The following is a 26960-nucleotide window of genomic DNA, read 5'->3' as shown; positions in this document are numbered from 1 at the left end:
CGTACCAAGTAAGAAGTAACCCAATCATAGCATGAGCCCAGACCTGAATGATAGGTGTGGGCTATTTGACGCTTACAAAGAAATTGATAAAAAATATGCAATTATAAGAGTTGTTATGTTTTCCACTCTTCTCGATATTTGTAAAATATACAAATTAAACATAGTTAGTCTAAGTTTAATAGGCTTTTTAATTTTTAAATAATGATTATCTTCTGATCGAAAATTATTGGGAATATAAAGAATGATAATTAATAGTAAAAAAATGATTATTGCAAGAATTAAGGATGTAACAATAAAACCATAATTACTGTACAATTCTATGTAAAATAGGGACCAGTGATTAAATTTACCAGTTTTATAATTTATATTATTTATAGATTGCACAATATCTAGATATAATATTGCCAAAATAACAATAAAACTTAGAATTGAAACAAGTGCACTTACTTTTTCTAATTTAATTAAATTTAATAGATATATGATTATGGAATTAATCAGTTGTAATAATAAATACACTGTTAAACTCGTAAAAAAAACAGTGCAAATTAGTAAAGGAATATAATGAAAGTTAGTGCGTAATACTACTGCAATAAAAACGGCAATGCTAATAAGAAAAATAATAATTAAAGACATAAGTAATTCAAAAATAATAAATGAACCATTTCTTTCGTTATGTGTAACTGGCAACTGATTTGTTATTTTTAAAAAATCCCCTTTTTTCGAGAAAATAATTCTAGTAAAAACGAATATAATCGCCGTCCAAACGATAATATTAACACCTTGCATTTTAATAACAAAATATATAAAATTAATTTGTTCGAAAACATCGGTGTCATCGAAAAATTTATATAGAAAAACTGTGGTTGTCGTAATAGTTACTACTATAGCAATAAAGATGAAAACTTTAAATATTTTCTCTTTTAATATACCCACACTTAGAATTCTTCTTAAAATAAATAAGAAATATAGCTTCTGCAAATTAAAAATATTTTTCAATTTCATTTTTCATGCCCTCATAATCTATAAGCTCTTTAAAAAGATTTGTTAAATTAGAACCTGTCTTGAGAATGTTATCAATAAGATCATCTATATATACTACACCATTATTTATGAGTAACACTCTATAGCCTATCTCTTCAACTAATTCTAAATCATGGGTACATATTATTATAGAACCACCACGTCGTTTGTATTGTTCAAATAATAGTTTGGTTGCTTCTTTTGCTTCCACATCTATACCATTCAATGTTTCATCTATAATAATAAATTTATTGTTAATCATAAATGCACTAACTAATTGAATCTTTTTCCTCATTCCATGAGAGTAACTTTCTATCAATTGATTTAATTTAGAATCTAAAGAATAATACTCTGCTAAGCGAGATAACTTTTCTTTATCCAATGGTGTATCATAAAAATCACATATCATTTCTATATATTCTTTACCTGTTAAAAAATCTGGTAAAAAATCCTCACTAGATAAATATATAATTTCTTTTTTAACTGATGGATTATTATGGGGAGTTTTGTTAATGGAAATAGACCCTTCTTGAATTTTAAGTAAATCTACTATTAACTTTATAAGCGTTGTTTTTCCACTTCCATTAGGACCAGCAATTGTTAATAGTTCTCCTTTATTTAAATTAAAACTTACGTTGTTAAGAACCGTATTTTTTTCGTTATAACAATAAAGTATATTCTGAATATTAAGCATATACTCCTCCTATAAGATTAATTAGCAATAGTAATTTGTACGAATAGATTCTGATAAAGTCCATATTGACTAGCTTTTTGTTTTTGAATTTAATCAAGTTCTTCATCTGTATAAGATTCACTACTTGCCAGTGCAATTCCAGCTAGGTGATAATGTTGATAAAATCATCATCAAAGCCATATAAGAAATAAATGGGTTAAAGTTATCGCTTTAAACAAATCTACTCATTTATTTTTCCTCCCAAGTACTTTTTGTAGTTTTGCCTTCCTTTTTACATGGACTTTAGTAAAATAGCATGGGAAAATATCTAGCAATTACCTTGGTGAAATTATAACATTATTCTGATAAGTGTTTCCCCTAAAAAATCCCTAAACATTTTCAGTATATAATTGCGGTTTTCCGCAATATTCACAGTATCTTTTCAACGGTTATTTCCATCTTTACTTATATGATATACACACAAAGTAGTAAATTGTCCAGTCATTTATTGATTTATTTTTTACTAACGGGTTCTATAGCTTATTTTACAGCTTTTCTCCAATCAACAGATATTTATTTAGCTATTATATTATTCGCAATTTCTTTCCAAGTATCCGGCTGGTATTTCAATAAATTTATGACTGAAATATTATATTCTCGTAGAATTAGTTACCGTAGAAAAAGTAAAACAAAGAATCTAAATCTATTTTTTAAATCTTAATTATCTGAGTCAATTTCATAATTGCTCTTTTTAAAAACCCAGAGAGATACAGAATTTTAAAATTGGATTTTTAAAAAACAGAAATTATGCGACTTGTCGCTGATTTAATTGTGCGTTTATACGATCTGTAGCTAGTTTTGAAGCATTATATAGAAGTGTAACCATGTCAAAATGGATTTTAGCACGCTTTCCAGTGCGATATCGAATGAAAAAACTCTTTGAGATAGGCGTTGACACGCTCTACCGCTGTTCGACGTTTGAAAATGTTTTTCCATGCTTGTGAGCCGCGAACTGGTGCAGTATATTTCCTTAGGTCTTGCGTTATTTTCACTTTATAAACCTTTTGACAAATACCTTCGTTCGCCAAAGGACAGTCACTACATTCTTTAGGGCTTGTATATTTCAATGTTTCATATTTCGGGTCGAAGCTGTCATAACGATACGAATGTTCACGAAAACAAGTTGGCGCAAAGTGTTTGTCATATCCAAGAAGTTCTCCTTCATTTCGCTTGTTGTATCCAATGACGGATTGGTGCCCCATTCGGTGTACTTGTTCATAAATGGGTTCGTAATCATAGCCAGCGTCCATCGTATGATAACGCAAGGATAAGAAGCCTAAGCGTTCTTGTACAGTTTTCAGTAATGGGATGGCAGCCTTCCCATCATTTAGATTACCTGAAGAAAAAAGAGACCCCAAAATGTATTGACTCGATGTGCCAACGATTAAATGCGCCTTATAACCAAACCAATAGACATTTTTCCCTTACGAATTCTTTTTCACGCCCCATTTAGGGTCAATAGGGACTTCGGAACGTAACTCAGCTAAGGGGACATCTAATTGTGCTTCTATTTTCTTTTCATATAAAGGAAAGTTAGCGTTCTTTTCAGCTTCTTCTTTTAGCCATTGTTCACGTTCTTCTTTTGGTTTACGCCCACGTTTTTGAGACTCGGGTTTCGGGTTCTCTACTTTTGGTGGTGCTTGATCACGCGCTTCAAAATGGGTGGCATCGGTGGCAACTGTATCATCTGTTATAAAGCCTTCTAAGGCAGCGTGAAGCACAACATTTTCTCTAATCCATCACATGCCATTAATTTGGGCGCGAGGCGAGAATATGATGCCTCGGAAGGAACAGCGTCTGACACGAGAAACCCACAATTTAATTTAAAAGCAATATCATCCTTGAGTCGTTTAATCAGCTGTTTAATCGTTGGAATTTTCTCCACGTATCTCACCACAAAGGAGATAATCATGGCTGCATAATTTAGTTCTTCGGGTGCACCAAGACGCGACTTTTTTGTTACTTTATGATAGATAGAATCCAAATTTATTGTGGATATAATCGCTTCGTATTTCTGGATAGGTTCCATGTCATATAATTCTTGGATGCCAAATAGGCTTGGTTGTCGTATAATAGTCATAAGAAGTACTCTTCCAATCTTTTTATGGTTTTATGGTTATTACCATTATACAAGATTTGGGGAGGTACTTCTTTTTTAGTCTCTTGAACTCGTTGTAGGACAAAGGCTGAGAATTATGAAATTCATTCAAAGGACTGATTAGAAATTATATCGAAAATCAATTTAGTGAAGACAAAAAGACATATTCAGGGTTGAGTTCAGTCAAATTTAGAGTGTACTTAAACATAAGAGCTTTAAGCAGGACTTCAGCCTGAAGAACGACTTTAGTCGTTGACAATCATGTCCAAATCCACCTACTTTAGCAGACGGTCGTTTAAGCGTCCTAAAAAGAAAGTTATATTTGGAAATGTTATAGTCGTTTTCATACAATTGTAGTAATTTCATAAATATCTAGTACATAAAAGAATAGGGAAGCAACAGAAAATTGAACGCGACTTATCCCACAAGAAAAAAGAGAAAGGATTAGTGACATGAAGAAGAAATGGGTGTATGTCATAATTGGTTTTTTAGTAATAGCTGCAATAATTGGAGTGGGAGGGAAGGTGTATATGGATCATAATGAAAAGAAAAGTGAGGAAAATATAAAAATATGGACGGTCCAAAAGGATATAGCATTGTATATAGTTCAAAACTATAAAGATGTTAAAAAAATTGAGTTTTATAAATTTAATGAAGTAAAAGGAGTTGGATATACTTCTTGGAATGTTTCTGCAGAGGTAAACGTGAATAACATTATTAGTTTTTCATTAAGTGATTTATCCAGTGTAAAGGATGCAACTATTAGACATAACCCTAAAACCTTTCATTTAAAGAAAAAAGATAAAGATAAAGATCCATCTAAAAATCTAGATGATGTGCAAATAATTTATTTGGAGGATGTGGAATGATATCGACAATAGATTTTAAAATATTGGCGGGTGAAGCCTATCATGTAGACGTTAAAAAAGCTGGACAACCTTGGATGAAAGACGACATCTTAGAAAACAGAAGATTTTTACATGCATATAAGGTTCTGAAGGTAGAGGACAACACTGATAACGGTATGCAAGCGATGGCAGTTGCACCAGTAAAAAACGATAGAGTTGACAAATCTGAAATTGTCACTGCATACGCTGGCATAAATCCAAAAGACTTTGACGATATAAAGACAGATATACAAACGGTTGTTTCAGGGAATAAAGACTTTTTATTTGAAAGAGAGCGAATTGGGTTTACTACGCCGTTTGTTACTGTGCCTGTTGAGAGTCAGATTACTACTGCGGAGAAGTTTGCAAAGGGCGGATATAAGAAGAATGGTCACGCAGCCTATGATATTAAGTACCATGTTATCTGGGTAACGAAATATAGTTATAAGGTGTTGAGCGGTCAGCATATAGAACCAGAGAGTTAATTCGACAAGGTATGTGAAGCGAGAGGTATAACAATTTTGCAAGGAAGTGTTATTGTCTTATTTATACAAGTGTAGTAACTTTATCAATATCTAGTACATAAAAGAATAGGGAAGCAACAGAAAATTGAACGCGGCTTATCCCACAAGAAAAAAGAGAAAGGATTAGTGACATGAAGAAGAAATGGGTGTATGTCATAATTGGTTTTTTAGTAATAGCTGCAATAATTGGAGTGGGAGGGAAGGTGTATATGGATAAAGTAGAAGAGAAAAAGGAAGCAGAAAAGATTGAAGTAGAGAGGATGTCTGTGGAAGCGTTAAAAAATACCTTTGAGGACATAAAGACTGTGAAAATTAAAAAAAGTGGATATGATGTTATGACAGGTGCACACACAATGTTTGTAGAATTAACTAATAAAAAAGATAAATCTGTTAGCTTTTCATACAGTTTTTGGAGGGAACGCGTAGAAATTGGCAGCTATACTTTAAAGGACGAACAAATTCAATCGAAAGGTATTACTAACAATGAAGTAGAAATTAAATATTCCAATGGTGAGAAGGAGGTGTATTAAAAAATGGATGACCGAATATTTAAGGAGCTAAGTTATACTGCTTACTTGTTGGATACTGGACATGATAATTATGATCCGGATTTAAAACAAGGTGCAATTAGACCAATAAATGAAAATAAATTTATAATTCTCAAAACTGAAGACAACACCGATAACGGTATGCAAGCGATGGCAGTTGCACCAGTGAAAAACGATAGAGTTGACAAATCTGAAATTGTCATTGCATACGCAGGCACAAATATGTTGAGAAAAATTGGATAGATTTAGTCGCTTGACATTCATAAAATCGAGCTATATAATACAAATTGTAAGCGTTTATATATAGTAAGCGTTTTATATTTTTAACGGTTTCTAAAACGTTTTCGTAAATGTTAATATTTACATTGTTATTAAGAAGGTGTATATCTTTTTTTGTAAGCGTTTATATAGTGAACGTTTATATTTTTGACTGTTTTCTAAAACGTTTTCGAAACGTATTTTTTGAGGAGATTTTGAAATAAGGAAGGAGGCGACACTCAATGATAAACTATTCAACGGGGTCTGGAGAGTTTGAGAACTGGATTATTTCTGAAACTGAATTCTCATCAAATAAGCTTGGGAAAAGTGAAGCGATTATGTATCTCGGTAATGGATATTTGGGACTCAGGTCCGCTACGGAAGAGCCGTATATAAATGAAACTAGGAATCTGTTTGTCAGCGGAACTTTTAATAAAGCGGAAAAAAATGAAGTAACAGAATTACCGAATTTAGCTGATGTAACAAGAATAGATATTCTTGTCGATGGTGAAAGGTTCAGTTTGGAATTAGGGGAAACAAAACAATACATACGCCAATTGAATTTGAAAACTGCAGAGCTTATTCGAACGATTTACTGGATTTCTCCACAAGGTAAAGAGTTGAGATTTCAATTCAGGCGTTTTGTTTCATTAGATAATTTACATTTAATCGGTATGAGGCTGGATATTGAAAGTTTGACACACCCAGTTGAAATCTCAATTGACTCTGGAATAAATGCACAAATGAGTAATTCAGGTTCACAGCATTTTCTTGAAGGTGAACGACGTATTTTTGATAAAAAATATATTCAGCTTGTACAAACAACAAATGAATCATCAATCGATGCGGTCATTAACACGACACATAAAATGACAATCAATGGTGTTGAAGCCAATATAGATCCGATTATGAATATGGAACGCCGCAAAGTTTGGCTGACCTATGACTTCGCATTGAAGCCAAAGGAAAACTTTAAGATGGAAAAGCTCTCAACGGTTTATACAAGCAGAGATAAAGCCTTTGATCAGCCGAACTATCACTTACAAGAGTTACGTGAGCATTCCTTACAGGATTTAAAAGCAAATGCAATGCAAGGCTATGATGTTTTGTTTCAATTTCATCAGGACGCATGGCAACAACAAGTTTGGAGCAAGTATAATATAGACATCAAAAGTGAAAACATATTCGACGAATTAGCTTTGAAATTCTCACTTTACCACTTAACAGTAATGACACCAGCACATGATGATCGAATGGGGATTGCTGCGAAAGCATTGAGTGGAGAAGGTTATAAAGGGCATTCATTCTGGGATACAGAGTTATTTATTCTCCCATTTTTCACTTATTCAAACCCAAATGTTGCTAGATCATTATTAACTTACCGTTACCACGGTTTAGCTGGAGCTAGAAAAAAAGCGATAGACAACGGATTTAAAGGAGCGATGTATCCTTGGGAGGTTGCTTGGCCTACAGATGGTGAAGTGACACCGCTCTATGGAGATGTAGATGTTGTAACTGGAGAGCAGACAAAAATTTGGTCAGGTTTTATTGAGCAACATATTACCGCAGATATTGCTTTTGCTGTTTATCAATATTTCAAAATCACAGGTGATCAAGCATTTATGGACGAATGCGGTTATGAAATGATTTTTGATACAGCAATGTTTTGGGCCAGTCGCCTTGAATGGAGCGATAACGAACAAGCCTATCATATTAATGATGTTATTGGTCCTGATGAATATAAAGAGCATGTAAATAATAATGCTTTTACAAATTATATGGCATATTTTAATATGCAATTGGCTTTACGCTGTTACGATAAGCTAGCTAAGGAGAATCAGAAATTACTAGACAAACTAGAAGAAAAGCTTGATATAGCCATTGGGACAATAAAGGAAAGGGTAGAAAAAATCTATTTGCCACAGCCACGCGAAGAGGATCTTGTAATCCCACAAGATGATACGTATTTAGATCTTAAGGAAATTGATTTAACGAAATATAAAGAGCAGGAAATGGTTCGAAGCATTTACCGGGATTATAATCCAGAACAAATTAATGCGATTCAAGTGACAAAACAAGCGGATACCTTAATATTGTTCTATTTGTTTGAACAGACATTCTTACAAAATGATTCACGATTTAATAAAGAAGTCATGCAGGCAAATTTTAATTACTATGAACCAAGAACATTGCATGATTCTAGTTTAAGTCTAGCAACACATGCGGTATTAGCAAATGATCTTGGAGATAAAGACTTAGCCTATTCATTATTTGTGAAAGCAGCAGAAATTGATCTTGGACCAGATATGAACTCATCGAATGATGGCATCCATGCTGCAGCAATTGGCGGTGTGTGGCAAGCGGCGATTTTTGGGTTCGCAGGAGTTCGTCTTGTCAATGGTAAGTTACGGATTAACCCGCGTATTCCAAAACACTGGGATTCTATGAGATTCACTATTTATTGGCAAGACCAGCCTGTAACATTGTTGATTACGAAAAACTTGCTAACCGTAACACCAGACTATAACAGGAAAATAGAATTTGAAGTGTATGGTAAAACCTATCAATGTGTAGATTCGCTTAAGATAGCACTATCTTAACTTTCGATAGTTATAAAATGGTTATACATTTTATTTACTATAAAATAAAAATTGGAGGTATTAAAATGAAAACAAGCAAAAAAATGCTAACAGGTTTTCTCGTGATTGGATTGTTACTCATATTAGCTGCGTGTGGTGGAGGCGATAGTGACAAAGGAAAAACAGAAAGTTCTGGAGAAGAAGGAACAGCAGATAAAATTACTATTTTCCAAAGTAAAGTAGAAATTTCTGATCAACTGACAGATCTGGCAAAAAAGTACACGGAAGAAACAGGTGTTGAAGTCGAAGTTGTAGGAACAACGGGCGATGATTACTTCCAACAATTACAAATTCAATTAAATACAGATCAAGGTCCATCAATATTCAGTGTTCAACATGTAAAAGAAGCAGAAAAATTAAAATCTTACCTTTATGATATGAGTAATGAAGCATATGTTAAAAACATTGCACCAAATATGGAATTGAAACATGATGATAAAGTTGTTGGTGTGCCATATGGAGTAGAAGGTTTTGGCATGGTTTACAACAAAGATTTAGTAAGTCCAGAAGATGTAGCAGATTTAGATTCATTTGTTAGCACGTTAGAGAAGCTTAATGATGAAGGAATTAATGGATTCGGACTTGCGCAAGATGCATATTTCTTAATTGGTCACATCAGTAACTACCCATTCGCTGTCTTAGAAGATCATTATGCATTTATTGATCAATTATCAGCTGGGGAGGTAACGCTGGCTGAAACTCCAGAATTCCAAGAGTTTGGCAAGTTCTTTGATGCAATTAAAGCAAATTCAACGAATCCTTTAGATGTAACATATGATGAAGAAATCGGTGACTTTGCAACTGGTAAAACAGCTATGATCCACCAAGGTAACTGGGCGTATGGCATGCTTTCAGAGTATGATTTAGACTTCGAAGTAGGTATGCTCCCATTACCGGTAAAAGGAAATGATAAATTGGCAGTTGGTGTTGGTAACAACTGGGCAATTAATGGAACAAAAGATGAAGCAGAAATCCAAGCAGCAAGTGATTTCATTAATTGGTTAGTCTCAAGTGAAGTAGGACAGCGCTATATTGTCGAAGAATTTGGTTTTGTACCAGCAATGACAAATATCGAAGCAAATAATTTAGATCCATTATCAGAAGTAGTTTTTGAAGCTTCAAACAGTGGGGAAACAATCCCGTGGGCACAAAACTACTACCCAGCAAACGTTATACCAAATGATATGACACCTGCTGCACAAGAGTTTTTCTTAAATGAAGAAGCGACAGGACAAGAATTTATTGAAAGTCTAGATGAAGCTTGGCAAAATGCAGTAAAATAGTGCGTTTTATTTATATGGACACGTCATCAATAACTGGTGGCGCGTCCATTATTCACAGTTTTAACTACCAGTAGGTATATAATAAAGAGGATTGTTGAATAGCCTCTACCAGAAAGAAGGGTTTAACGTGGCTAAAAGAAAGAATTGGGGTTGGTATGCATTATTTGTAGCGCCTCTTCTACTAATCTTTGTTACCGTTGTAATAATCCCGTTTATCATTGGTGTTTTTTATTCCTTCTTTGAATGGGATGGAATCAGAGCAAATCCAATGGAGTTTGTTGGATTGGAGAATTATGCTCAATTATTTAGTGACTCTAGGTTTATTGATTCAGCATGGATAACGATTAAGTTTACTTTCTTAGCAGTAATTGCTGTAAATGTTGTTGGACTTACATTTGCATTACTGGTAACTTCAAAATTGCGAACTGCTAACATCGCTCGTACTTTTGTATTCATGCCATACTTAATTGGCGGCTTACTATTAGGTTATATATGGAAATTTGTCTTCTCTGATGTTTTTGTATTAATTGGTGAGTGGACTGGGTTAGATACAATCTTTTTCAACTGGCTGATGCACCCGGACTACGCTTTATACGCACTTGTTTTTGTATTCACGTGGCAGATGGCAGGGTATATTATGATTATTTATATCGCTGGGATTCAAAGTATTCCTGGTGAAGTAATTGAAGCTTCAAAAATTGATGGAGCAAGTTTATGGCAGCGTAATCGGAAAATTGTTTTTCCATTATTAATGCCATCGTTTACGATAAGCTTATTTCTTACATTATCCTTGGCATTTAAGATTTATGACACAAACTTATCCTTAACTGGTGGTGGGCCAGCAAATGCTACAGAATTGTTTGCGATGAATATTTATAATGAAATCTTTGGTTATGCTAACTATGGATATGGTCAGGCAAAAGCAGTTATCTTCTTCTTAATTATTGCGGTTATTGCGTTGACACAGGTGTACATCACGAAGAAACGGGAGGTAGAAATGTAATGAAAAGAGTAGGTAAAATTATACAAGAAGTATTACTCTTCGCCGTTGCGCTCCTTTTCTTATCTCCTATTTATATTATTATTGTCAATTCATTTAAGGATCGACAAAGTCTGTATGAAAATGTGCTTTCATTTCCTGAATCATTTAGCATAGCGTATTATGCTGAAGCAATGGAAAAAATGAATTTTATGAGCGCACTTGGCAATTCGTTTTACGTTACAGTTATTTCAGCGATCATTATCGTAATCTTATCATCGATGACAGCATGGATGCTGGCCAGAAATGATCATGCATTGAGCCGTATTATATTTATGGCATTTATTGCAACGATGCTTATTCCGTTTCAAACTATTATGATGCCTTTAATTCAACTAATGAATAATATTATGAGTACAACCGGACTCCCAATGTTGAACAGTCATGAAGGATTAATCTTTATGCACGTAGGATTTAACTCAGCAATTTCAGTATTTCTATATCATGGTTTTGTTAAATCTATTCCAATTTCACTGGAGGAAGCTGCCACAATTGATGGTGCATCAAAGTTTGGAATCTTTTGGAGAGTTATTTTCCCTATATTAAAGCCAATTACCGTTACGGTATTAATTATTAATGTGATTGGCATTTGGAACGACTATCTCTTACCTTCTTTAGTCTTAAGAGACACGGCACTCAGAACGATTCCATTATCAACATTCTATTTCTTTGGAGAATTTACAATCCAATGGAACTTAGCAATGGCTGGTTTGATGCTGACGATTATTCCAATCGTAATTTTTTATGCATCAGCCCAGAGACATATCATTGAAGGAATTGGAGAAGGTGCAGTAAAATAGTATTATTATCTTGTATTAGGAATTAGCATGTGGGGGGATAAAAAGTGGGATTACCATCTGGTTTTATGGAAGGTTTACACAAATTAGCGAATTGGTTTATGCGCATCACTGTAATTAATATACTGTGGTTTATGATTAATTTGCCGATCGTCATTATTGTAATGAGTGCATTACAGCATGAACGATTTATTGGAAGTGTCCTTTATTCATTACCAACACTCTTATTTTTCCCACTACTATTATTTCCAAGTACAATCGCGATGTATGCAACTGTACGTGATTGGATTATGCATAGAGAACAGTCATCTATTATCAAAGCGTATTTTACTTATTTCAAAAATAATTATAAGCTAAGCTTATTATCAGGTATCGTTTGGGCGATCATTTGGTTCATTTGGTTGTTTAATATTTTGTATTTCTATGAACAGAGCGAATTGCTAATGATGCTTTTCACAATTGTGGGAGTCTCGTTATTTGTGATAAATATAGTATTTTTTTCTGTATTTACCCACTATCATATGAAATTATCGGGGTATCTTAAAAATGCCTTCTTTGTGACAATCGGCAGTCCAATTTTAAGCTTTTCCATAATAGTCATTCATTTTCTGTTGATTATGACTACACAAGAAATCTGGTTCCTGTTTCCTTTCTTCTTTGGAACTATAAGTGCATTTCTATCATTTTATGTGTTTTACTGTTTTGCGTTAAAGGTGCAAAGGAAAACTACAGAGAACAAAAGTTAAATAGAATAATTGATTTCAGGGAGGAGGAGAGACATTGGCTACAATTAAAGATGTTGCAAAAAAAGCAGGAGTATCGGTTAGCGTTGTTTCAAAGGCATTTAATAATTATACAGATGTAAATGAAAAAACACGTTTACGAATATTTGATATTGCTAAGGAATTAAATTATTCGCCGAATATTGTAGCAAAAAGCTTATCTTCAAAAAAACAGCGAACGATGGGATTAATATCGTCCTGTGTTCTTAATAATAATGAAAAAGATACGAATTCCTTAGATGTTTTCAAGGGTGTGTATACTGCATCCGAAGAGAATCAATATGAATTATCGATTTTTTTAATTGATTCACAGAAACAAAAACAGAAAAGCTATGCACAGTTTTGTCGAGAAAGAAATATTGGTGGTGCGATTTTACAGGGGATTCGTATAGATGATCCATATTTCAAGGAATTAATGGATACAAATATTCCGGTTGTTTACGTTGATATTGTACCTGATAAAGAAAATCAGTTTATCGGAAGTGTTTCAATAGATAATGAGAAAGCGAGTAATGGCATAGCTCATTATTTATTAAAGAAAAATCATCGTGACATTGTAGTGATGGCTGGCACAAAGGAAACCTATGTTAATGAAGAGAGAATGAAAGGGGTAGAGAAGGCTTACGCTACCTATGGATTAGAGCTAGAGGATGAAGCAGTACATTACGCAGATTTCTCTGAAGAGAAAGCATATGAACAAGCTAAGAAAGTATTACAGCAAAAGCGACCAACCGCCTTTTTATGCTTTAGTGATTTAATGGCCTTCGGTGTGATACAAGCAGTAAACGAAGCCGGTTTAACTATTCCAGGTGATATCTCAATTACAGGTTTTGATGATTTAGTATTTAGTAATTATTCGTCTCCGAAGCTCACAACTGTATATCAGGATTTTGAAGAAATCGGCAGAGAATCTGCAATTTTATTGCAAAAATTAATGGAAAACAAGGTAGAGAACAGACATGTATTTGTAGAACATAAACTAATAGAACGGGATAGTGTGAGGGAACTTAATCCTGCTTCAGAAAAAGGCATGAAATAAAGAATTAGAGGATGGGTTGCAATGATGGAAAGTTATCCAAAAGCATTTATATTTGATTTAGATGGTGTAATTACAGATACTTCTGAATACCATTATTTAGCATGGAAAAAACTAGCAGCGGAAATTGGAATTCAAATTGATCGTGATTTTAATGAACAGCTAAAAGGTATTGGCAGAATGGAATCATTAAAACGAATTCTCGCACTTGATATATCAAAGGAGCAGCGAACAACGGAAGAAATCGAAGAATTAGCCACGAGAAAGAATACGCACTATCAGGAATTGATCCAATCAATTAATGGATCTAATATTCTTCCTGGGATTGAAGATTTATTAATAAAAGTCAGAGAAAATAACATAAAAATAGCGTTGGGTTCTGCTAGCAGAAATGCCACCTTTGTACTTGAGCAACTCGGACTGATACAGTATTTTGATTATATTGTGAATGCATCGAAAGTGTCGAAAGGGAAACCAGATCCTGAAACATTTACAACGGCAGCTGATTATTTTAAATTACCTTACGAAGCCTGTGTTGGGATTGAAGATGCTACATCAGGTGTCGATGCGCTGAATAAGGCTAACATGTTTTCAGTTGGCATAGGCGATAAGACATACTTAGCGAAAGCAGATTACATTGTAAGTAATACCTCTCACCTTGATTTTACAGAAATTGTGAAGCGGTATAAGCAGTGGAAAGTGGAATAAGGAGGCTATACTATGTCGTGGAAATTAACGAAATCAGAGCTTGATAATGAAAATTTACTAGTTAATGAAAGTCTTTTTTCTTTGGGGAATGGTTATCTCGGAGTTAGAGGGAACTTTGAAGAAGGCTATAACGATGAATTCAAATCAATTCGTGGTACATATATTAATGCTTTTCATGATGAAACTGAGATCACCTATGGAGAAAAATTATATGCATTTCCTGAGAAGCAGCAGAAGATAGTGAATATTATTGATGGACAAACAATTAAAATATATATTGACGAAGAAGTATTCAGCTTATTTTCTGGTGAAGTGCTTGCTTTTGAACGAAATTTGCATCTTGATAAAGGCTTTGCTGAACGTATCATCCACTGGAAGTCACCAAAAGGTAAAGAAGTGAAGCTTCATTTTAAGCGAATGGTGTCTTTTGTTACAAGGGAATTATTTGTGGTTGATTTGAAAGTAGAGCCAATTAGTCCGATTGATGAAATTAAAATAATTTCAATTATCAATGGTGATGTGGAAAACTTCGTTGATCCGAATGATCCACGTGTTGCTTCAGGACATGCGAAACGGCTGGAAGTAATGGATGTTCAGTGTAAGGATCATTTAAGCATTATTAAAAATAAAACAATGAATACAAAGCTTGAGGTTGCATGTGTTTCAACTTCAACTATAGAAGCCGCGGCATATTCATATGAAAGGAACCAATCTGACAGCTGTATTGAAGAAACGTATAGTGTGAATGGTGCTGTTCATTTCACGAAATTTAATGTATACACTGATACATTTCGCCATGGTAATGCAATAATTGAAGAAGCAATTGCTATTCAGAAGGAGCTTGAAGGTAAGAGATTTTTAGATCTTTTACAATCACAGGAAATCTATTTGGAAAACTTCTGGAAAAAATCAGATGTAAAAATAAATGGTGATAGAGCTTTGCAAAAAGGTCTTCGTTTTAATACGTATCAGCTGCTGCAATCTGTTGGTAAAGATCCACATAGTAATATTTCTGCTAAAGGACTCTCGGGCGAAGGCTATGAAGGTCATTATTTTTGGGACACGGAAATTTATATTTTTCCCGTATTTCTAATGACAAATCCAGAAATTGCAAAAAACCTTTTGTTACATCGTTATTCACTTTTAGATAGTGCCCGCGAAAGAGCAAGTGAGATGGGACATAAAAAAGGAGCACTATACCCATGGCGCACAATCACAGGACCTGAAAGTTCAGCATTTTTCCCTGCAGGAACAGCGCAATATCATATTAGTGCAGATATTGCATATAGCTACATCCAATATTATTTAGTAACGAAGGATGAAGCATTTTTAAAAGATTATATGGCAGAGGTTTTATTCGAAACAGCAAGACTTTGGGCAGATACAGGCCACATGCTGAATGATAGTTTCCGCATTGATGATGTAACCGGTCCTGACGAGTATACTTGTGTTGTTAATAATAATTACTATACAAATGTGATGGCGAAGCATAATTTACTTTGGGCTGTAAAAGTGTATGAATTCTTGAAAGAAAAGAATGCAGGAGCTTTAAATGAGTTAGTTAACCGTCTGAATGTAACTGAAGAAGAAGTAGTTGAGTGGCAGCTAGCTGGGGAAAAAATGTATCTTCCATACGACGAGAACTTAAAAATAAACGCTCAAGATGATACATTCCTGAACAAACAACGTTGGGATTTAGAAAATACGCCGGAAGATAAATTCCCGCTATTATTAAACTATCATCCATTAACTTTGTATCGTTACCAAGTATTGAAACAGGCAGACACAGTCCTAGCTCATTTCCTTTTAGAGGATGAACAGGATGTTGCAACAATGAAAAATTCCTATGATTATTATGAAGAAATCACAACACATGATTCGTCACTTTCTCACTGTGGGTATAGTATCATGGCTTCTAAGCTTGGCTATAAAGATAAAGCTTATGATTATTTTATTGAAACTGCACGTCTTGATTTAGATAACACACATGGAAATACGAAAGATGGACTTCATATGGCAAACATGGGTGGTACATGGCTTGCAATTGTATATGGATTTGCGGGAGTACGTGTGAAAGAAAGCGGCTTATCATTAGCGCCATCATTGCCTGAACAATGGAATGCACTAGAGTTTACGATCCAATTCCAAGGAAGATTAATACAAGTGCATATGGAAAAGAATACAGTGCGTTATTTGGTAGTTGAAGGTGATGGAGTAGAGATTAGCCATTTTGGTGAAAGCGTTTGGTTGGAGAGTGAAGTAGAAGTTACGTTTGAGAAATAATGGAATAGAGAAGGATGCTACTATCTCGGTGGTGAAAAGCCCACTGTGGGGAGTATACATCAACTAACCACTAGAGGAGGAGCAAGGTAGTTATCGTGAGGTAGAGAATGAAGGAAGCATGTATCAAGACCTTGGCTCGACGAACAGAAATCTGAGACCAATGCTTTATAGGTGGATAAGGTTCCCAAAACAATTCTAAAATCCAAAAGGTGTGCTTAACTTTATGGAGTGAATTAGTCATTTAAAAGAGTAGAGATAGTTGGCTTACTCTGGAGTATCACGGACAACTTGTAAAGAAACTAGTAGGGTTAGGAGAGTAGTGCAAATTTAAAGTATAACGTATGGGATGTACTGAACCCTTAAAGTTAGACTAAGTTTTAAGCAGCTAATTGGCTGGTTTGTTTCCTGTATTTCACAGGACTCATTCCAGTCAATTTTGTTTTTATTCTGGTTGTACAATTATGATCGAATAACTAAATAATTAAACGAACCTGTCATCTCTCTATGCTCAGCTTGAGTTTAGCAGTTTAAATGATTTTAAGATATAATTTTCTGTTCAGACGGGGTAACTGTCCAATTATATTAAGACATAGCTTTTTTTCTTTATATTTATTATATTAAGTGTTCTTGTCATTTTCTGGTTTCATGATGTTTTATAATGTTTTCCATATAGGTTGATCGGAACATTGACTTTGGCAATAAAGTAGAATAAAGCGACACCATTTTCTAATGATAAAATCGTCCAAGCTAATTCCTCAGCTGATAAATATGAGTGTGGTCTATCCTCTACACTCATATTGTCAATTACTGTTGATATATGTTCTACAGATTCTAGGGTCATAGCTGCCCACTTTTTCCTCACAGATTCATTTCTCAGTGTGTACAAGAGAAACTCCATGTTTAGTATACTCCAAACTTAATTATTTTGTTTGTCTAATCAAAATAATGCCCCATTTTTTTGATAAAATGGTCAATTGACTTCTCTTCATTAATTATTTGCTGAATAGTATTGAAGTGTCAATGGATCTGTTGTTTCAATAAAGCCAAGAATAACTCTTCTTTTGATCTAAAATGTCTATAGACAGCTCCCTTAGTAAATCCGGAAAACTCGGCAATTTTGTCCAAAGAAGTACCATGAAAGCCTAGCTTGGCAAAAGTTTGGACAGATGAATCTAAAAGAATTTTTCACGTTTCTTGCTTTCGTTCCTCATTAGTTAAACGTTTTCTTATCATTTTTTTCTTTCCTTCTCTTGACAATTCTAACATATTACACTAACATACCTTATAGAATGTAAATACCAACAAGTCATATAAATTCTAATTGGTATCCAATGTCGGTTTAATATCTTAAAGTGAGTACTTAATAAAGGAGGAAGACTTTGTGTTATTAGTTAAAAATATAATCAAAGAGTTTAGTAATGGTGTTAGGGCTAATGATAATGTTAATTTAACAGTCAATCCAGGTGAGATAGTTGGTTTATTAGGACCAAATGGGGCAGGAAAAACTACCCTAGTTTCCCAAATTATCGGTTCTGTTAAGCCGACTTCGGGAACAATCACGATTGGAGATGTGGATGTCATAGATAAGCCTAAAAAGGCTCGTGAGTTGTGTTCTTTGCAACCACAATCGCAAGTATCTATTGAGGGCTTAACACCTAGACAGGCAATTGAGTTGGCAGGAAGAATACGAAAAGGAGACCGAAAAAAAGTTGCCTTACGTACAAATAACTTACTAAGAGAATTAAATTTGGAAAAATGGGCGGATAAGATGGCAAAGGATTTGTCGGGAGGAATCAAACGATTGGTTATTTTTTGTATGACTGCTGTGGTTCCAGGGCGCCTGGTTATTTTTGATGAACCAACGAATGATGTAGATCCTGTTCGACGTCGTTTATTGTGGAATCAAATTCGTAAGCTTGCAGAGGAGGGTGCTGCTCTCCTTATTGTTACCCATAATGTATTAGAAGCCGAACAATCTTTGGATCGCTTAGCTATTATTCATGAGGGTAAGGTAGTTGTATCAGGTAAAAGTTCAGAATTAAAAAAAGATTTGGCAGGGAACTTTCGATTACAGTTGGTTATACAACCTACTGATCCTCTCCCTGACTTCCCAGATTATATTACTGTTACAACTCGCAGAGGGTCTAGACTACTTACTTCTGTTCCAGAGAGATTTGTTTCAGATGCAGTGCAATGGGCAGAATACCTGCGTCATTCAGAAATGATTGAAGAATATACATTAAGCCCGATGACGCTTGAAGATGCCTACTTCAAATGGATAAGTCCTCAAGTAATAGAGAAAAAGGAGGAATTAAAACATGACGCTGTTTAGCAATTCCTTTTTTCTGCTGTTACGGTGGAAGCTTTTAAGTATGAGATTACTTATCCCTTTATTCGTCATCGTTCAGTCTTTGTTATCTATTGGTATTGTGTTCGGCTTTTCGTTTTTAATGCCAGAACTAGATAAGAATACATCTATTTATTTGACTACTGGAGCACCTACTGTCATTCTTCTTTCTATTGGATTAGTAGTATTACCACAAGGTGTGGCTGAATTGAAAACGAAGGGGACATTTGAGTACATGCTTACTTGGCCGCTCCCACGTTTAGCGTATCTTTTTGTGGATGCTATAGTTTGGTTGCTTATTACGATTCCTGGTATTATGTTAGCTTTATTCATTGCTTCTTTTCGTTTTGATCTCTCCATTTCATTAAGTTGGCTATCTATTACTATTCTATTGTTTGTTGGATTGACTGCGATAGGAATTGGTTATGCGCTGTCTGTATTATTGCCACCAGCTATTTCTCAGTTGTTATCACAAGTATTAATCATTGGTATTTTGCTATTTTCACCAATTAATTTTCCGGTTGAACGTTTGCCGCAGTGGCTAGAAACGTTGCATTCATTTCTTCCAATAGAATATATGGCAAATGCAGTAAGGGGCGCACTTTCACCGGAAACCTTTGTAAAAAACGATGGGACATGGATGGTTTTGACCGCTTGGTGTCTTGTTGGTTTTTTATGTAGTTACTTGTCCATTTCTCGTAGAAAATAAATAGATGTGTTAGAAAGGTTTTGTTTTAACAGATAAATCAAAAAATATAAACTTTCCTTACTACCTAAGTCCAACTATGATATTCAACCTAGAAGCTTGGTAAGTGCTAAATTTTCAAAAAACTAAGAATTAGGTGATTAATATGGATTATGCGTTACAAATAAGTAATTTGTCTAAATCCTATAACGGGATAGAGGTTGTTTCAAATGTAAACATGAAGGTGAAACGCGAGGAAATATATGGCATGATAGGCCCTAATGGTTCTGGGAAAACAACAATTATGAAAATGATTATGAACTTACTAAAGCCAACCGGAGGAGAAATTGAAGTTTTAGGAGAAAAAATAACAAGCTCCTCTCATACTTATTTAAAGAAAATTGGTAGCATGATTGAATATCCAATTTTATATGAAGATCTTACGTCAATAGAAAATTTAGAACTTCATTGTAAGTATATGGATATACAAGATAATCATGCAGTTGATGAGGCACTAGAGCTTGTTAGTCTAAAAACAGGAGATAAAGCAGTGAAGCATTTTTCCATGGGAATGAAACAACGCCTTGGAATTGCACGAGCTATCATTACGAAGCCAGAGCTTCTTATTTTAGATGAGCCAATTAATGGTCTGGATCCGTCAGGGATAAAAGAAATGAGAAGCCTTTTAAAAAGAATGACTAAGGAATATAAATGTACTATTTTGATTTCTAGCCATATATTAAATGAAATTGAAAATATTGCTGATACCATTGGTATTTTAAAAGATGGAATACTAATAGAAGAGGTTGGAATGGATACTATTCATAATAAAAACGTTGAATATATAGAGTTAGTTACGAATGATGCCAAAAAAGCAGCCTACATACTAGAGAATGAGCTACAGCTTTCCAATGTAAAACAAATGGACCAATTCACTGTTTTAATCTATAATTCTCATTCGCACCAGAAAGAAATCGTAGCAAAACTTATTTCTCATCATCTAGAGATTGAAGCGATAAATAAAAGACATAATTCTTTAGAAAATCATTTTTTAACTACAACAAGTAGGGAGGAAATAAGGTGATTAATTTAATAAAGTTGGAGCAGAGTAAGTTTGATTTCAATGTATATTATAAATGGATCATAATTGTAAATGTTATTCTAACTTTCTTTGTATTTCTAATTCCATTTGTTGAGAGAAGTGACAATGGCGTAGTAGCATTTTCCACATACCTTGAAGCGTTTAATACAGTGAATATTTTAGTGGGCGCAGCTTTTACTATCTTTGCCTCAGTATTAATATCCAAGCTTATCATTGAGGAATATAAAAATAAAACAATCTTAATTTTATTCTCATATCCGATTAAAAGAAAGAAAATACTTACAGCCAAAATAATAGTCGTGATTAGCTGGACATTTATTACGTTGATTATCTCAAGTTTGTTTGTATCGTTTGCTTTTCTTATAATGGACAGTTTTTTGAAGTTTGTACCCGAGCAATTAAGCATGTCGAATATCATTCAACAAGTTGTTAAGATGATCACGAATTCTTTAGCGATATCTGGAATAAGCTTAATTCCCTTGTATTTCGGTATGTTAAAAAAATCTGTACCCGCTACTATTCTATCTTCTATATTGATCGTTGCATTTTTGGGATTCAACACAGAAAGCTTTTCATTGGCATCGATTATCATTGTCCCGGTTATTTTAGCTATTATCGGTATAATGATAGCCTATATGGCCATACGGAAGGTAGAGACGGAGGATTTAACTTAATTTACAATAAAATAAAGTTTGTAAGAAAGTATGAAACATGTAGCTAAAATGACATGAATGGTTGTTTTAATTACATGTTTTTAATTTTGTCGATAAATGTAGTTTTGTGTGGAATTTATTAGTAATATTGACAAAATTTTAAATGCAATATACTATTAGGTAGGTACATACTAAAAGAATTTTACTTTTTAACTCATCTCAGCGGTTCATCATCATAAATTTATGATCACCTCTTAATACTTTACTTTCATTCTCAAAATAGTAATAGCAAAATTAATTTATAGAAAAAAAGTTTTGATGAAATGAAAAGAAGAATTAGGGAAGATCAATCTATACCTTTTAATCTAACTAAAGGATATTTAATTCGAGTTACATTAATTTATATTGGGGAACAACCAGCATTATTTATCGATTAATATCCACCACATTATATTTAATGGATTGAACTGACCGAACTTTATAAAACTAACCTTCTAAAAATTGTGAAACACATTACTTAAGCTAGGTTTAATAAGTTGTGGGTTGTACTATACCTTTACTAGTTCATTTATCTATTTTAGGGACAAAAACTTCACATTTGGTATTACTTTTGGAATCCTATTGCTAGTTATTGTGTTTATTTACTGGCATCCATTAAAATATTGTTTAGTTTTTGGGAATAAGCAACTTGAAAAGCAGGTCTCGGTAACATATAAATTTATTGTTTTTTGAAAAGTAAGTGAAAAGATTGAACAGGACTTAAATTGAGGGTTCAATATGTTATATCATTTTGAAAATGTCCCTAAATGACATGTTATGTTCATGTTGGATAAGACAGAGTTTAGTAGAGCAATTTAAAGCAGGTAGCTTTCTTTGGCTTTAAATTTCGTTCAAATATAAAATAAGTTCATTTGAATTAGTAAACTAGTATTGAAAGAAGGTTGAAATGCTTTGAGTGCGTTATCAATAACAGCTGTTCGAATTCATGCTGAGATTAGATGGGATAACTATGAGCATTTAGTTTCCATGGTTTCAAAGGAAAGACAAGAAAGAATATTTCGTCTGAGGTATGATGTAGACCGGATTCGCTCCATGCTAGGTGAAATAATAGCAAGAAAGTGCATTTCTGAAGTTATAGGACTTCCATTAAAATCGATTGAATTCCATACAGATACTTATGGTAAACCATATGTTAACTTAGAGAAACCACTATCGTTTAACTGGTCTCATTCGGGTGATTGGATTTTATTTGCCGTGGATTCGGAACAAGTAGGAATTGATGTAGAGACTGTTCGTTCTATGGAGGTAATGGATGTTGCTAGAGATTTTTTTGATCCTCAGGAGGTTGCCCAGCTTGAAGGGATTAATACTTTGGAACAAAATAGACGTTTTTTTACAGTGTGGACTTTGAAGGAAAGCTATATAAAGTGGAAAGGTACTGGCTTGAGTACGCCGTTGAACTCCTTTCGTTTTTTATATAATCAGCAGAAGGATTTGGTATTTAGTAATAACCATGGTGATACATGTTTTTTTAAAACGATTGATCTAGATTCTAGACACTATGCTGCAGTTTGTATGTCAAGGAACTATGGTCAAGAGATCTTTATAGAGAAAATTGAGGTAGACAAATTTATTAATAGTATATGGTAACTTAAAAGTGCGTAAGAGCCACCTTTGACTTGGGAAATACAATCGGAGCTATATTAAGATTATCTCGCGTGCATGTTCTACCAACCTTATTCTCTGATTTCCCCCTCCTGAATTGGTTATACTTCATTCGACCAATAGTTAAAAAGAAAAATTTACTTACGATGCTCAAGATAATAGGATACAAAAATATTCAAGAAATACAATCAAAAAATTTGAGAGGAAGTTGGTTGAATTTTTTAATAATAAGTTTCTAGATGTTGTTTTTTAAAAATTCAATAAACAATTAACGCCTCTGGAATTTTCGGGCAGAGGAATGATTCACGTTGGTCGCTCTATTTTAAGTCTTGTTCATGGGACTGTCACACTTAAGTCAAGTCATGATTGAGGAAACAAATAAAAATGAGGGAAGTATTTTCCCGGATCTTAAAGACGAGCATAGAGTTCCTTAGTCATTAAAACGTTAATAAACCAATATTTAAAGCACCTTTTCCATTTTAGATTAGGTGCTTTTTTAATGTTTTGAAATTATTTTTTGCTAATTAAGCACCACTAAGGATAGCTTATTTTATGAGGGATAGACTGTTCGTTTTAATGATTTAAAAATATCCAATAGGGGCTAAACCGAAAATTGAAATAATTTGGACATCATCTTCTTTAATGTCTAGATAGCTTGAAATATCATTTTTTAACTGAGTTTCTGAAAATTTAGAAGATAAACGATAATAGTGGGAATTTTTGTTGCTGGATACATATCGCCATGAACCTAAGTAACTTAAAACAGATTCAACTTCAGGCTTATCTTTTTCATATGTTATAATTACTGTTCTTTCAGGTGAAAAAGACTTCTCGTTGTTTGTAAGTAAGTTAATTCTCTTTGTGAATTTTGATATGCCAATAGCAAGGATTATCCATGTTAAAGCCATAAATAAAATTGGAATAACAAAGAAAATAAATGTACGCTCATTGAGACCTAAAAGGACCGACAACAAAACGAATAAGACGGTAGAAATTTGATAAAACGCAATCATTTTTTTTCTGATTTTTTTTAAATAGTTAGCTTCAATATCATTCGTGTCATTCAAAATATTTAAATGACTATCGTTATTCTCATTGATATAACTATATATTATTTTATAGTTGGAAAATAACAGATCCTTCTCAACTACTTTTTTAATTAGATTATTATTCGCTAAATCTTTTGTCTCCATATCCGCTTGAAAAAACTCGATCTGTAAGGAAGAATTTTTTAATTGATCATTTTTGCTAAAGTAATATACCCCACGATCAACACTATCTAAGATGAATCCCTTATCTTTCTGCTTTATTAAAAAATCTTTTTCTGATAGATTTCCTTTAAAAGAAAATTTTAATCTTTTCATGAAATTACACCCTTCCTTGATTTGTCATATCATAAAGTAAAGCTAAAAAATCAATCTGTTCATTGAGAAGCTCTTTCCCGCTGGAAGTTAACTGATACTTTTTTTTATTATCGATTTCTGAGATCAATTCTATATAGCCATTTTTTAGATAATAAGATAAACTCCTGTACATTGTTGCCGGTCCAATAGTGACGATATTATTCGTTTTATTTGCTATGTTTTTCATAATCTCATAGCCGTGAGAGGGAGTTTGTAAAACCCATAAAATTAAAAAATTAGCATAACTTAACGGTATCGCATTCATTTTATACCTCCTTTAACTTTATTTATATTAATTATATATCCATTTCGGATATACATCAAGTGGATATATCCGAAATGGATATATTTTTGTTAAACTTGGAATGTTGATGTGGCAGGATTGAGAAGGGTTGAGCACCGATGCATAAGTGTATATTTGTCAAAACGTTAATATATATCTATTTTTAAGCATTTTCCCATTTTGGATTAGGTGCTTTTTCTTTGTTAAAAGTGTTTTTTGACTGTGTTCATTCTGTTATATGGTTTTCATCAAAACAGGAGATGTACATTATACTTCGTCTCTTCTCTTGTATGTTCTAACATTGATGTAAGTTCTCCAACCTTTGGTGAGAAATTCTAAAAGTTTTTAATTTGATAACCTATCATCTCATTCTCTCCAATTAAATCTCTATAAGGTTAACAATTTATTATAAAAAATAAAGACTGTTGGGAATGAATATTACAATATAATTTAGATACTATAGAAAAGGCAGCCTCTTTTTAGGCTGCCTTCTTTCAATATTAGTGAATGCAATGAGCGGATAATATTTCGTTTTTATTACCTTTAACTGAATTAATTTTCCTTTTATTTAAAAGCATACTTGTAGATAAGTTTACTCCTCTTAAATTTCTATTTTTGTGAATCTAGTAGGCTCTTTCATGATTATAATGCTTAGCATGTTTAGTGCTAGATAACGTTGCAATTAAGCTTTTTTTTGAATATACTTCGTCGTTTTTGAAAGTGAATTATTTACAATAGTTTTGGTGTATTGCTCTGCTCATCTAAATTTAATTCTAGCAATTGTCCAGCGTGAACCAACCCTGAACCAAAACCGTATAAAAGCACTTTGTCTCCGTTTTTAACTTTGTTTTCTCTAATACCAAGATCAAGTGCTAAAGGAATAGTAGCTGCGGAAGTGTTTCCAAAGTTCACTAGACTATAAAGTGTTTTTTCTATAGGATAATCTAATTTTTCGCAGATAGGTTCAATTAACCGTAAGTTAGCGCTGTGAGGAATGAACCAATCCACTTGATCTATAGTAAGCTGTGTTTTATCTAAGAGCACCTTTATGTTGTCAGGGATATTTCTAACAACCCAGCGAAATACTTCCCTACCATTTTGAACAAGATAAGGAGTATCTAATAAATTAGTGTCATTTACCTTTCCAGATAATCCGAGACGATATACATGTTGTGCTGCGCTTCCGTCACTACCAAGGTGAGATCCGATGAAACTATTTGATTTTCCGTCGGCTTCAACCAATACTGCACCTGCGCCATCTCCGAATAAAACACATGTGCTTCTATCCGTGTAATCTGTAATTTTTGAAATGGTGTCGGCACCTATAACCAGTACCTTTTGGTGAAGTCCAGAAGCAACATAGGCCTGCGCAGTGTGTAATGCGTAAACAAACCCTGCACAAGCTGCGCTTAAATCTATAGCACCTGCATTAGCTATTCCTAATTTGTTTTGTATAATACTTGCAACAGATGGAAATGGAAAATCTGGTGTGCTTGTGGCTACAATGATCATATCAACATCATCTACTTTTTTATCGTACCGATGCATCAAGTCCTTTACTGCTGCAAAACATAAATCACTGGTGTATTCGTCAGACCGAGCGATTCGACGCTCCTTTATGCCAGTTCGCTTGATAATCCATTCATTGCTTGTATCAACCATCTGCTCAAGGTCAAAGTTACTTAACTTCTGCTTGGGTACATAAGTCCCGATAGCAGTCATTCTTGCATGTAACATTTTATCCACCTCACATTATTATTAGTTAGTATTATTACCTGGTGCTAATTATAATGATTTTTTACGATAAATCAACCGATCTTTGTGTAAATACATTAGATACTAAGGATCGGGAAATGAGTTACAGTGAGAAATGATAGAACCGGCAGGGGATGTAGTTGTAGTTGAAAAGGAGCGTGTTGCAGGAAAAATAGAAGTGTGTGTAGAAATTGATGCTATTGAAAAGTATGGTAAAAAGCATTCGATACACAGTTTCATAAAAAAGTGTGACAAGGAGAGTGGTGTATAAACATGTGCGTAACATAACTTTTCAGATGGGTGGGAAAATTGTTACTGTAATTTTCAAGAGATTCTATAGAAATATATATATTAGCCTGAATTATTCATACTTCCTAATTAAGTCATGTTTGAAATCAAAATCAAATATTTTCTTGTTCCATTGAAAAAGTC

The 26960-nt window shown here is 33.7% G+C and carries 25 protein-coding genes and 1 pseudogene; 18 read left to right on the top strand and 8 right to left on the bottom strand.

The features are described 5' to 3' along the window. Positions 1-72: 72 nt before the first annotated feature. The 3 genes and pseudogenes from ACH6CY_RS14030 to ACH6CY_RS14020 form a co-directional block, all read right to left on the bottom strand. Positions 73-1002, bottom strand: coding sequence for a hypothetical protein (locus ACH6CY_RS14030; RefSeq protein WP_374067957.1), 930 nt, complete (start codon positions 1000-1002; stop codon positions 73-75). Then, positions 980-1714, bottom strand: coding sequence for an ATP-binding cassette domain-containing protein (locus ACH6CY_RS14025; RefSeq protein WP_374067956.1), 735 nt, complete (start codon positions 1712-1714; stop codon positions 980-982). Before ACH6CY_RS14025 ends, ACH6CY_RS14030 begins: the two co-directional genes overlap by 23 nt. A 784-nt stretch (positions 1715-2498) precedes the next feature. Continuing rightward, positions 2499-3833 (bottom strand): annotated as a pseudogene (locus ACH6CY_RS14020) (transposase). 548 nt (positions 3834-4381) lie between these two features. On the opposite strand from ACH6CY_RS14020, the gene ACH6CY_RS14015 reads away from it, so the two are divergent. The 12 genes from ACH6CY_RS14015 to ACH6CY_RS13960 all read left to right on the top strand — a co-directional run bounded on the left by ACH6CY_RS14015 (position 4382) and on the right by ACH6CY_RS13960 (position 16635). Next, positions 4382-4720 carry a hypothetical protein gene (locus ACH6CY_RS14015; RefSeq protein WP_374067955.1) on the top strand — a complete coding sequence of 113 codons (339 nt, stop codon included), beginning with the start codon at positions 4382-4384 and terminating at the stop codon, positions 4718-4720. Continuing rightward, a complete protein-coding gene (locus ACH6CY_RS14010) occupies positions 4717-5223 on the top strand; it encodes a hypothetical protein (protein ID WP_374067954.1) in 507 nt (168 codons plus the stop codon). Before ACH6CY_RS14015 ends, ACH6CY_RS14010 begins: the two co-directional genes overlap by 4 nt. Before the next feature lie 170 nt (positions 5224-5393). Next, positions 5394-5792, top strand: a complete 399-nt coding sequence (locus tag ACH6CY_RS14005) for a hypothetical protein (protein ID WP_374067953.1) — start codon at positions 5394-5396, stop codon at positions 5790-5792. A gap of 3 nt (positions 5793-5795) precedes the next feature. After that, positions 5796-6053, top strand: coding sequence for a hypothetical protein (locus tag ACH6CY_RS14000; RefSeq protein WP_374067952.1), 258 nt, complete (start codon positions 5796-5798; stop codon positions 6051-6053). Between the two features lie 257 nt (positions 6054-6310). Then, positions 6311-8668, top strand: coding sequence for a glycoside hydrolase family 65 protein (locus tag ACH6CY_RS13995; RefSeq protein WP_374067951.1), 2358 nt, complete (start codon positions 6311-6313; stop codon positions 8666-8668). Between the two features lie 65 nt (positions 8669-8733). Further along, positions 8734-9990, top strand: coding sequence for a sugar ABC transporter substrate-binding protein (locus ACH6CY_RS13990; RefSeq protein WP_374067950.1), 1257 nt, complete (start codon positions 8734-8736; stop codon positions 9988-9990). Positions 9991-10117: 127 nt separating this feature from the next. Next, positions 10118-10993: a carbohydrate ABC transporter permease gene (locus ACH6CY_RS13985; RefSeq protein ID WP_374067949.1), complete on the top strand. Its 876-nt coding sequence runs from the start codon at positions 10118-10120 to the stop codon at positions 10991-10993. Beyond that, the gene (locus tag ACH6CY_RS13980; RefSeq protein ID WP_374067948.1) at positions 10993-11829 is read left to right on the top strand and encodes a carbohydrate ABC transporter permease; all 837 of its coding nucleotides are present in this window, start codon (positions 10993-10995) and stop codon (positions 11827-11829) included. Before ACH6CY_RS13985 ends, ACH6CY_RS13980 begins: the two co-directional genes overlap by 1 nt. Before the next feature lie 44 nt (positions 11830-11873). Next, entirely contained in the window at positions 11874-12572 is a 699-nt protein-coding gene (locus ACH6CY_RS13975; protein WP_374067947.1) for a YesL family protein, read from the top strand. Between the two features lie 34 nt (positions 12573-12606). Then, positions 12607-13647 (top strand): LacI family DNA-binding transcriptional regulator, encoded by a 1041-nt coding sequence (locus ACH6CY_RS13970; protein ID WP_374067946.1) that lies wholly within the window; start codon positions 12607-12609, stop codon positions 13645-13647. Between the two features lie 21 nt (positions 13648-13668). After that, positions 13669-14352 carry a beta-phosphoglucomutase gene (gene pgmB, locus ACH6CY_RS13965; RefSeq protein WP_374067945.1) on the top strand — a complete coding sequence of 228 codons (684 nt, stop codon included), beginning with the start codon at positions 13669-13671 and terminating at the stop codon, positions 14350-14352. 12 nt (positions 14353-14364) lie between these two features. After that, positions 14365-16635, top strand: a complete 2271-nt coding sequence (locus ACH6CY_RS13960) for a glycoside hydrolase family 65 protein (protein ID WP_374067944.1) — start codon at positions 14365-14367, stop codon at positions 16633-16635. 643 nt (positions 16636-17278) lie between these two features. Here the strand turns inward: ACH6CY_RS13960 and ACH6CY_RS13955 are convergent. Both ACH6CY_RS13955 and ACH6CY_RS13950 read right to left on the bottom strand, forming a co-directional pair. Beyond that, a complete protein-coding gene (locus ACH6CY_RS13955) occupies positions 17279-17497 on the bottom strand; it encodes a hypothetical protein (RefSeq protein ID WP_374067943.1) in 219 nt (72 codons plus the stop codon). 155 nt (positions 17498-17652) lie between these two features. Further along, positions 17653-17760 (bottom strand): helix-turn-helix domain-containing protein, encoded by a 108-nt coding sequence (locus ACH6CY_RS13950; protein WP_374067942.1) that lies wholly within the window; start codon positions 17758-17760, stop codon positions 17653-17655. A gap of 256 nt (positions 17761-18016) precedes the next feature. On the opposite strand from ACH6CY_RS13950, the gene ACH6CY_RS13945 reads away from it, so the two are divergent. The 5 genes from ACH6CY_RS13945 (at position 18017) to ACH6CY_RS13925 (ending at position 23072) form a co-directional block, all read left to right on the top strand. Then, the gene (locus ACH6CY_RS13945; RefSeq protein WP_374067941.1) at positions 18017-18967 is read left to right on the top strand and encodes an ABC transporter ATP-binding protein; all 951 of its coding nucleotides are present in this window, start codon (positions 18017-18019) and stop codon (positions 18965-18967) included. Between the two features lie 40 nt (positions 18968-19007). After that, a complete protein-coding gene (locus tag ACH6CY_RS13940) occupies positions 19008-19691 on the top strand; it encodes an ABC transporter permease (protein WP_374067940.1) in 684 nt (227 codons plus the stop codon). A 142-nt stretch (positions 19692-19833) separates the two neighbouring features. Then, the gene (locus tag ACH6CY_RS13935; protein WP_374067939.1) at positions 19834-20751 is read left to right on the top strand and encodes an ABC transporter ATP-binding protein; all 918 of its coding nucleotides are present in this window, start codon (positions 19834-19836) and stop codon (positions 20749-20751) included. Beyond that, complete coding sequence (locus tag ACH6CY_RS13930; RefSeq protein ID WP_374067938.1) at positions 20748-21443, top strand: ABC transporter permease; 696 nt, start codon at positions 20748-20750, stop codon at positions 21441-21443. The genes ACH6CY_RS13935 and ACH6CY_RS13930 overlap by 4 nt, the downstream gene beginning before the upstream one ends. Before the next feature lie 930 nt (positions 21444-22373). After that, entirely contained in the window at positions 22374-23072 is a 699-nt protein-coding gene (locus ACH6CY_RS13925) for a 4'-phosphopantetheinyl transferase family protein (RefSeq protein WP_374067937.1), read from the top strand. A gap of 596 nt (positions 23073-23668) precedes the next feature. Here the strand turns inward: ACH6CY_RS13925 and ACH6CY_RS13920 are convergent. The 3 genes from ACH6CY_RS13920 to ACH6CY_RS13910 all read right to left on the bottom strand — a co-directional run bounded on the left by ACH6CY_RS13920 (position 23669) and on the right by ACH6CY_RS13910 (position 26510). Next, a complete protein-coding gene (locus ACH6CY_RS13920) occupies positions 23669-24451 on the bottom strand; it encodes a hypothetical protein (protein ID WP_374067936.1) in 783 nt (260 codons plus the stop codon). 4 nt (positions 24452-24455) lie between these two features. Further along, positions 24456-24755 (bottom strand): PadR family transcriptional regulator, encoded by a 300-nt coding sequence (locus ACH6CY_RS13915; protein WP_374067935.1) that lies wholly within the window; start codon positions 24753-24755, stop codon positions 24456-24458. A 747-nt stretch (positions 24756-25502) separates the two neighbouring features. Then, the gene (locus ACH6CY_RS13910) at positions 25503-26510 is read right to left on the bottom strand and encodes a ketoacyl-ACP synthase III (protein WP_374067934.1); all 1008 of its coding nucleotides are present in this window, start codon (positions 26508-26510) and stop codon (positions 25503-25505) included. A 133-nt stretch (positions 26511-26643) separates the two neighbouring features. Between ACH6CY_RS13910 and ACH6CY_RS13905 the strand changes: the two genes are divergently transcribed. Beyond that, positions 26644-26799, top strand: coding sequence for a hypothetical protein (locus ACH6CY_RS13905; protein ID WP_374067933.1), 156 nt, complete (start codon positions 26644-26646; stop codon positions 26797-26799). Positions 26800-26960 lie beyond the last annotated feature (161 nt).

Origin of the sequence: Paraliobacillus sp. JSM ZJ581, from assembly GCF_044383835.1 — a bacterium.
Taxonomy (GTDB): Bacteria; Bacillota; Bacilli; order Bacillales; family Amphibacillaceae; genus Paraliobacillus.
This window is presented reverse-complemented; position numbering and strand designations above follow the sequence as displayed.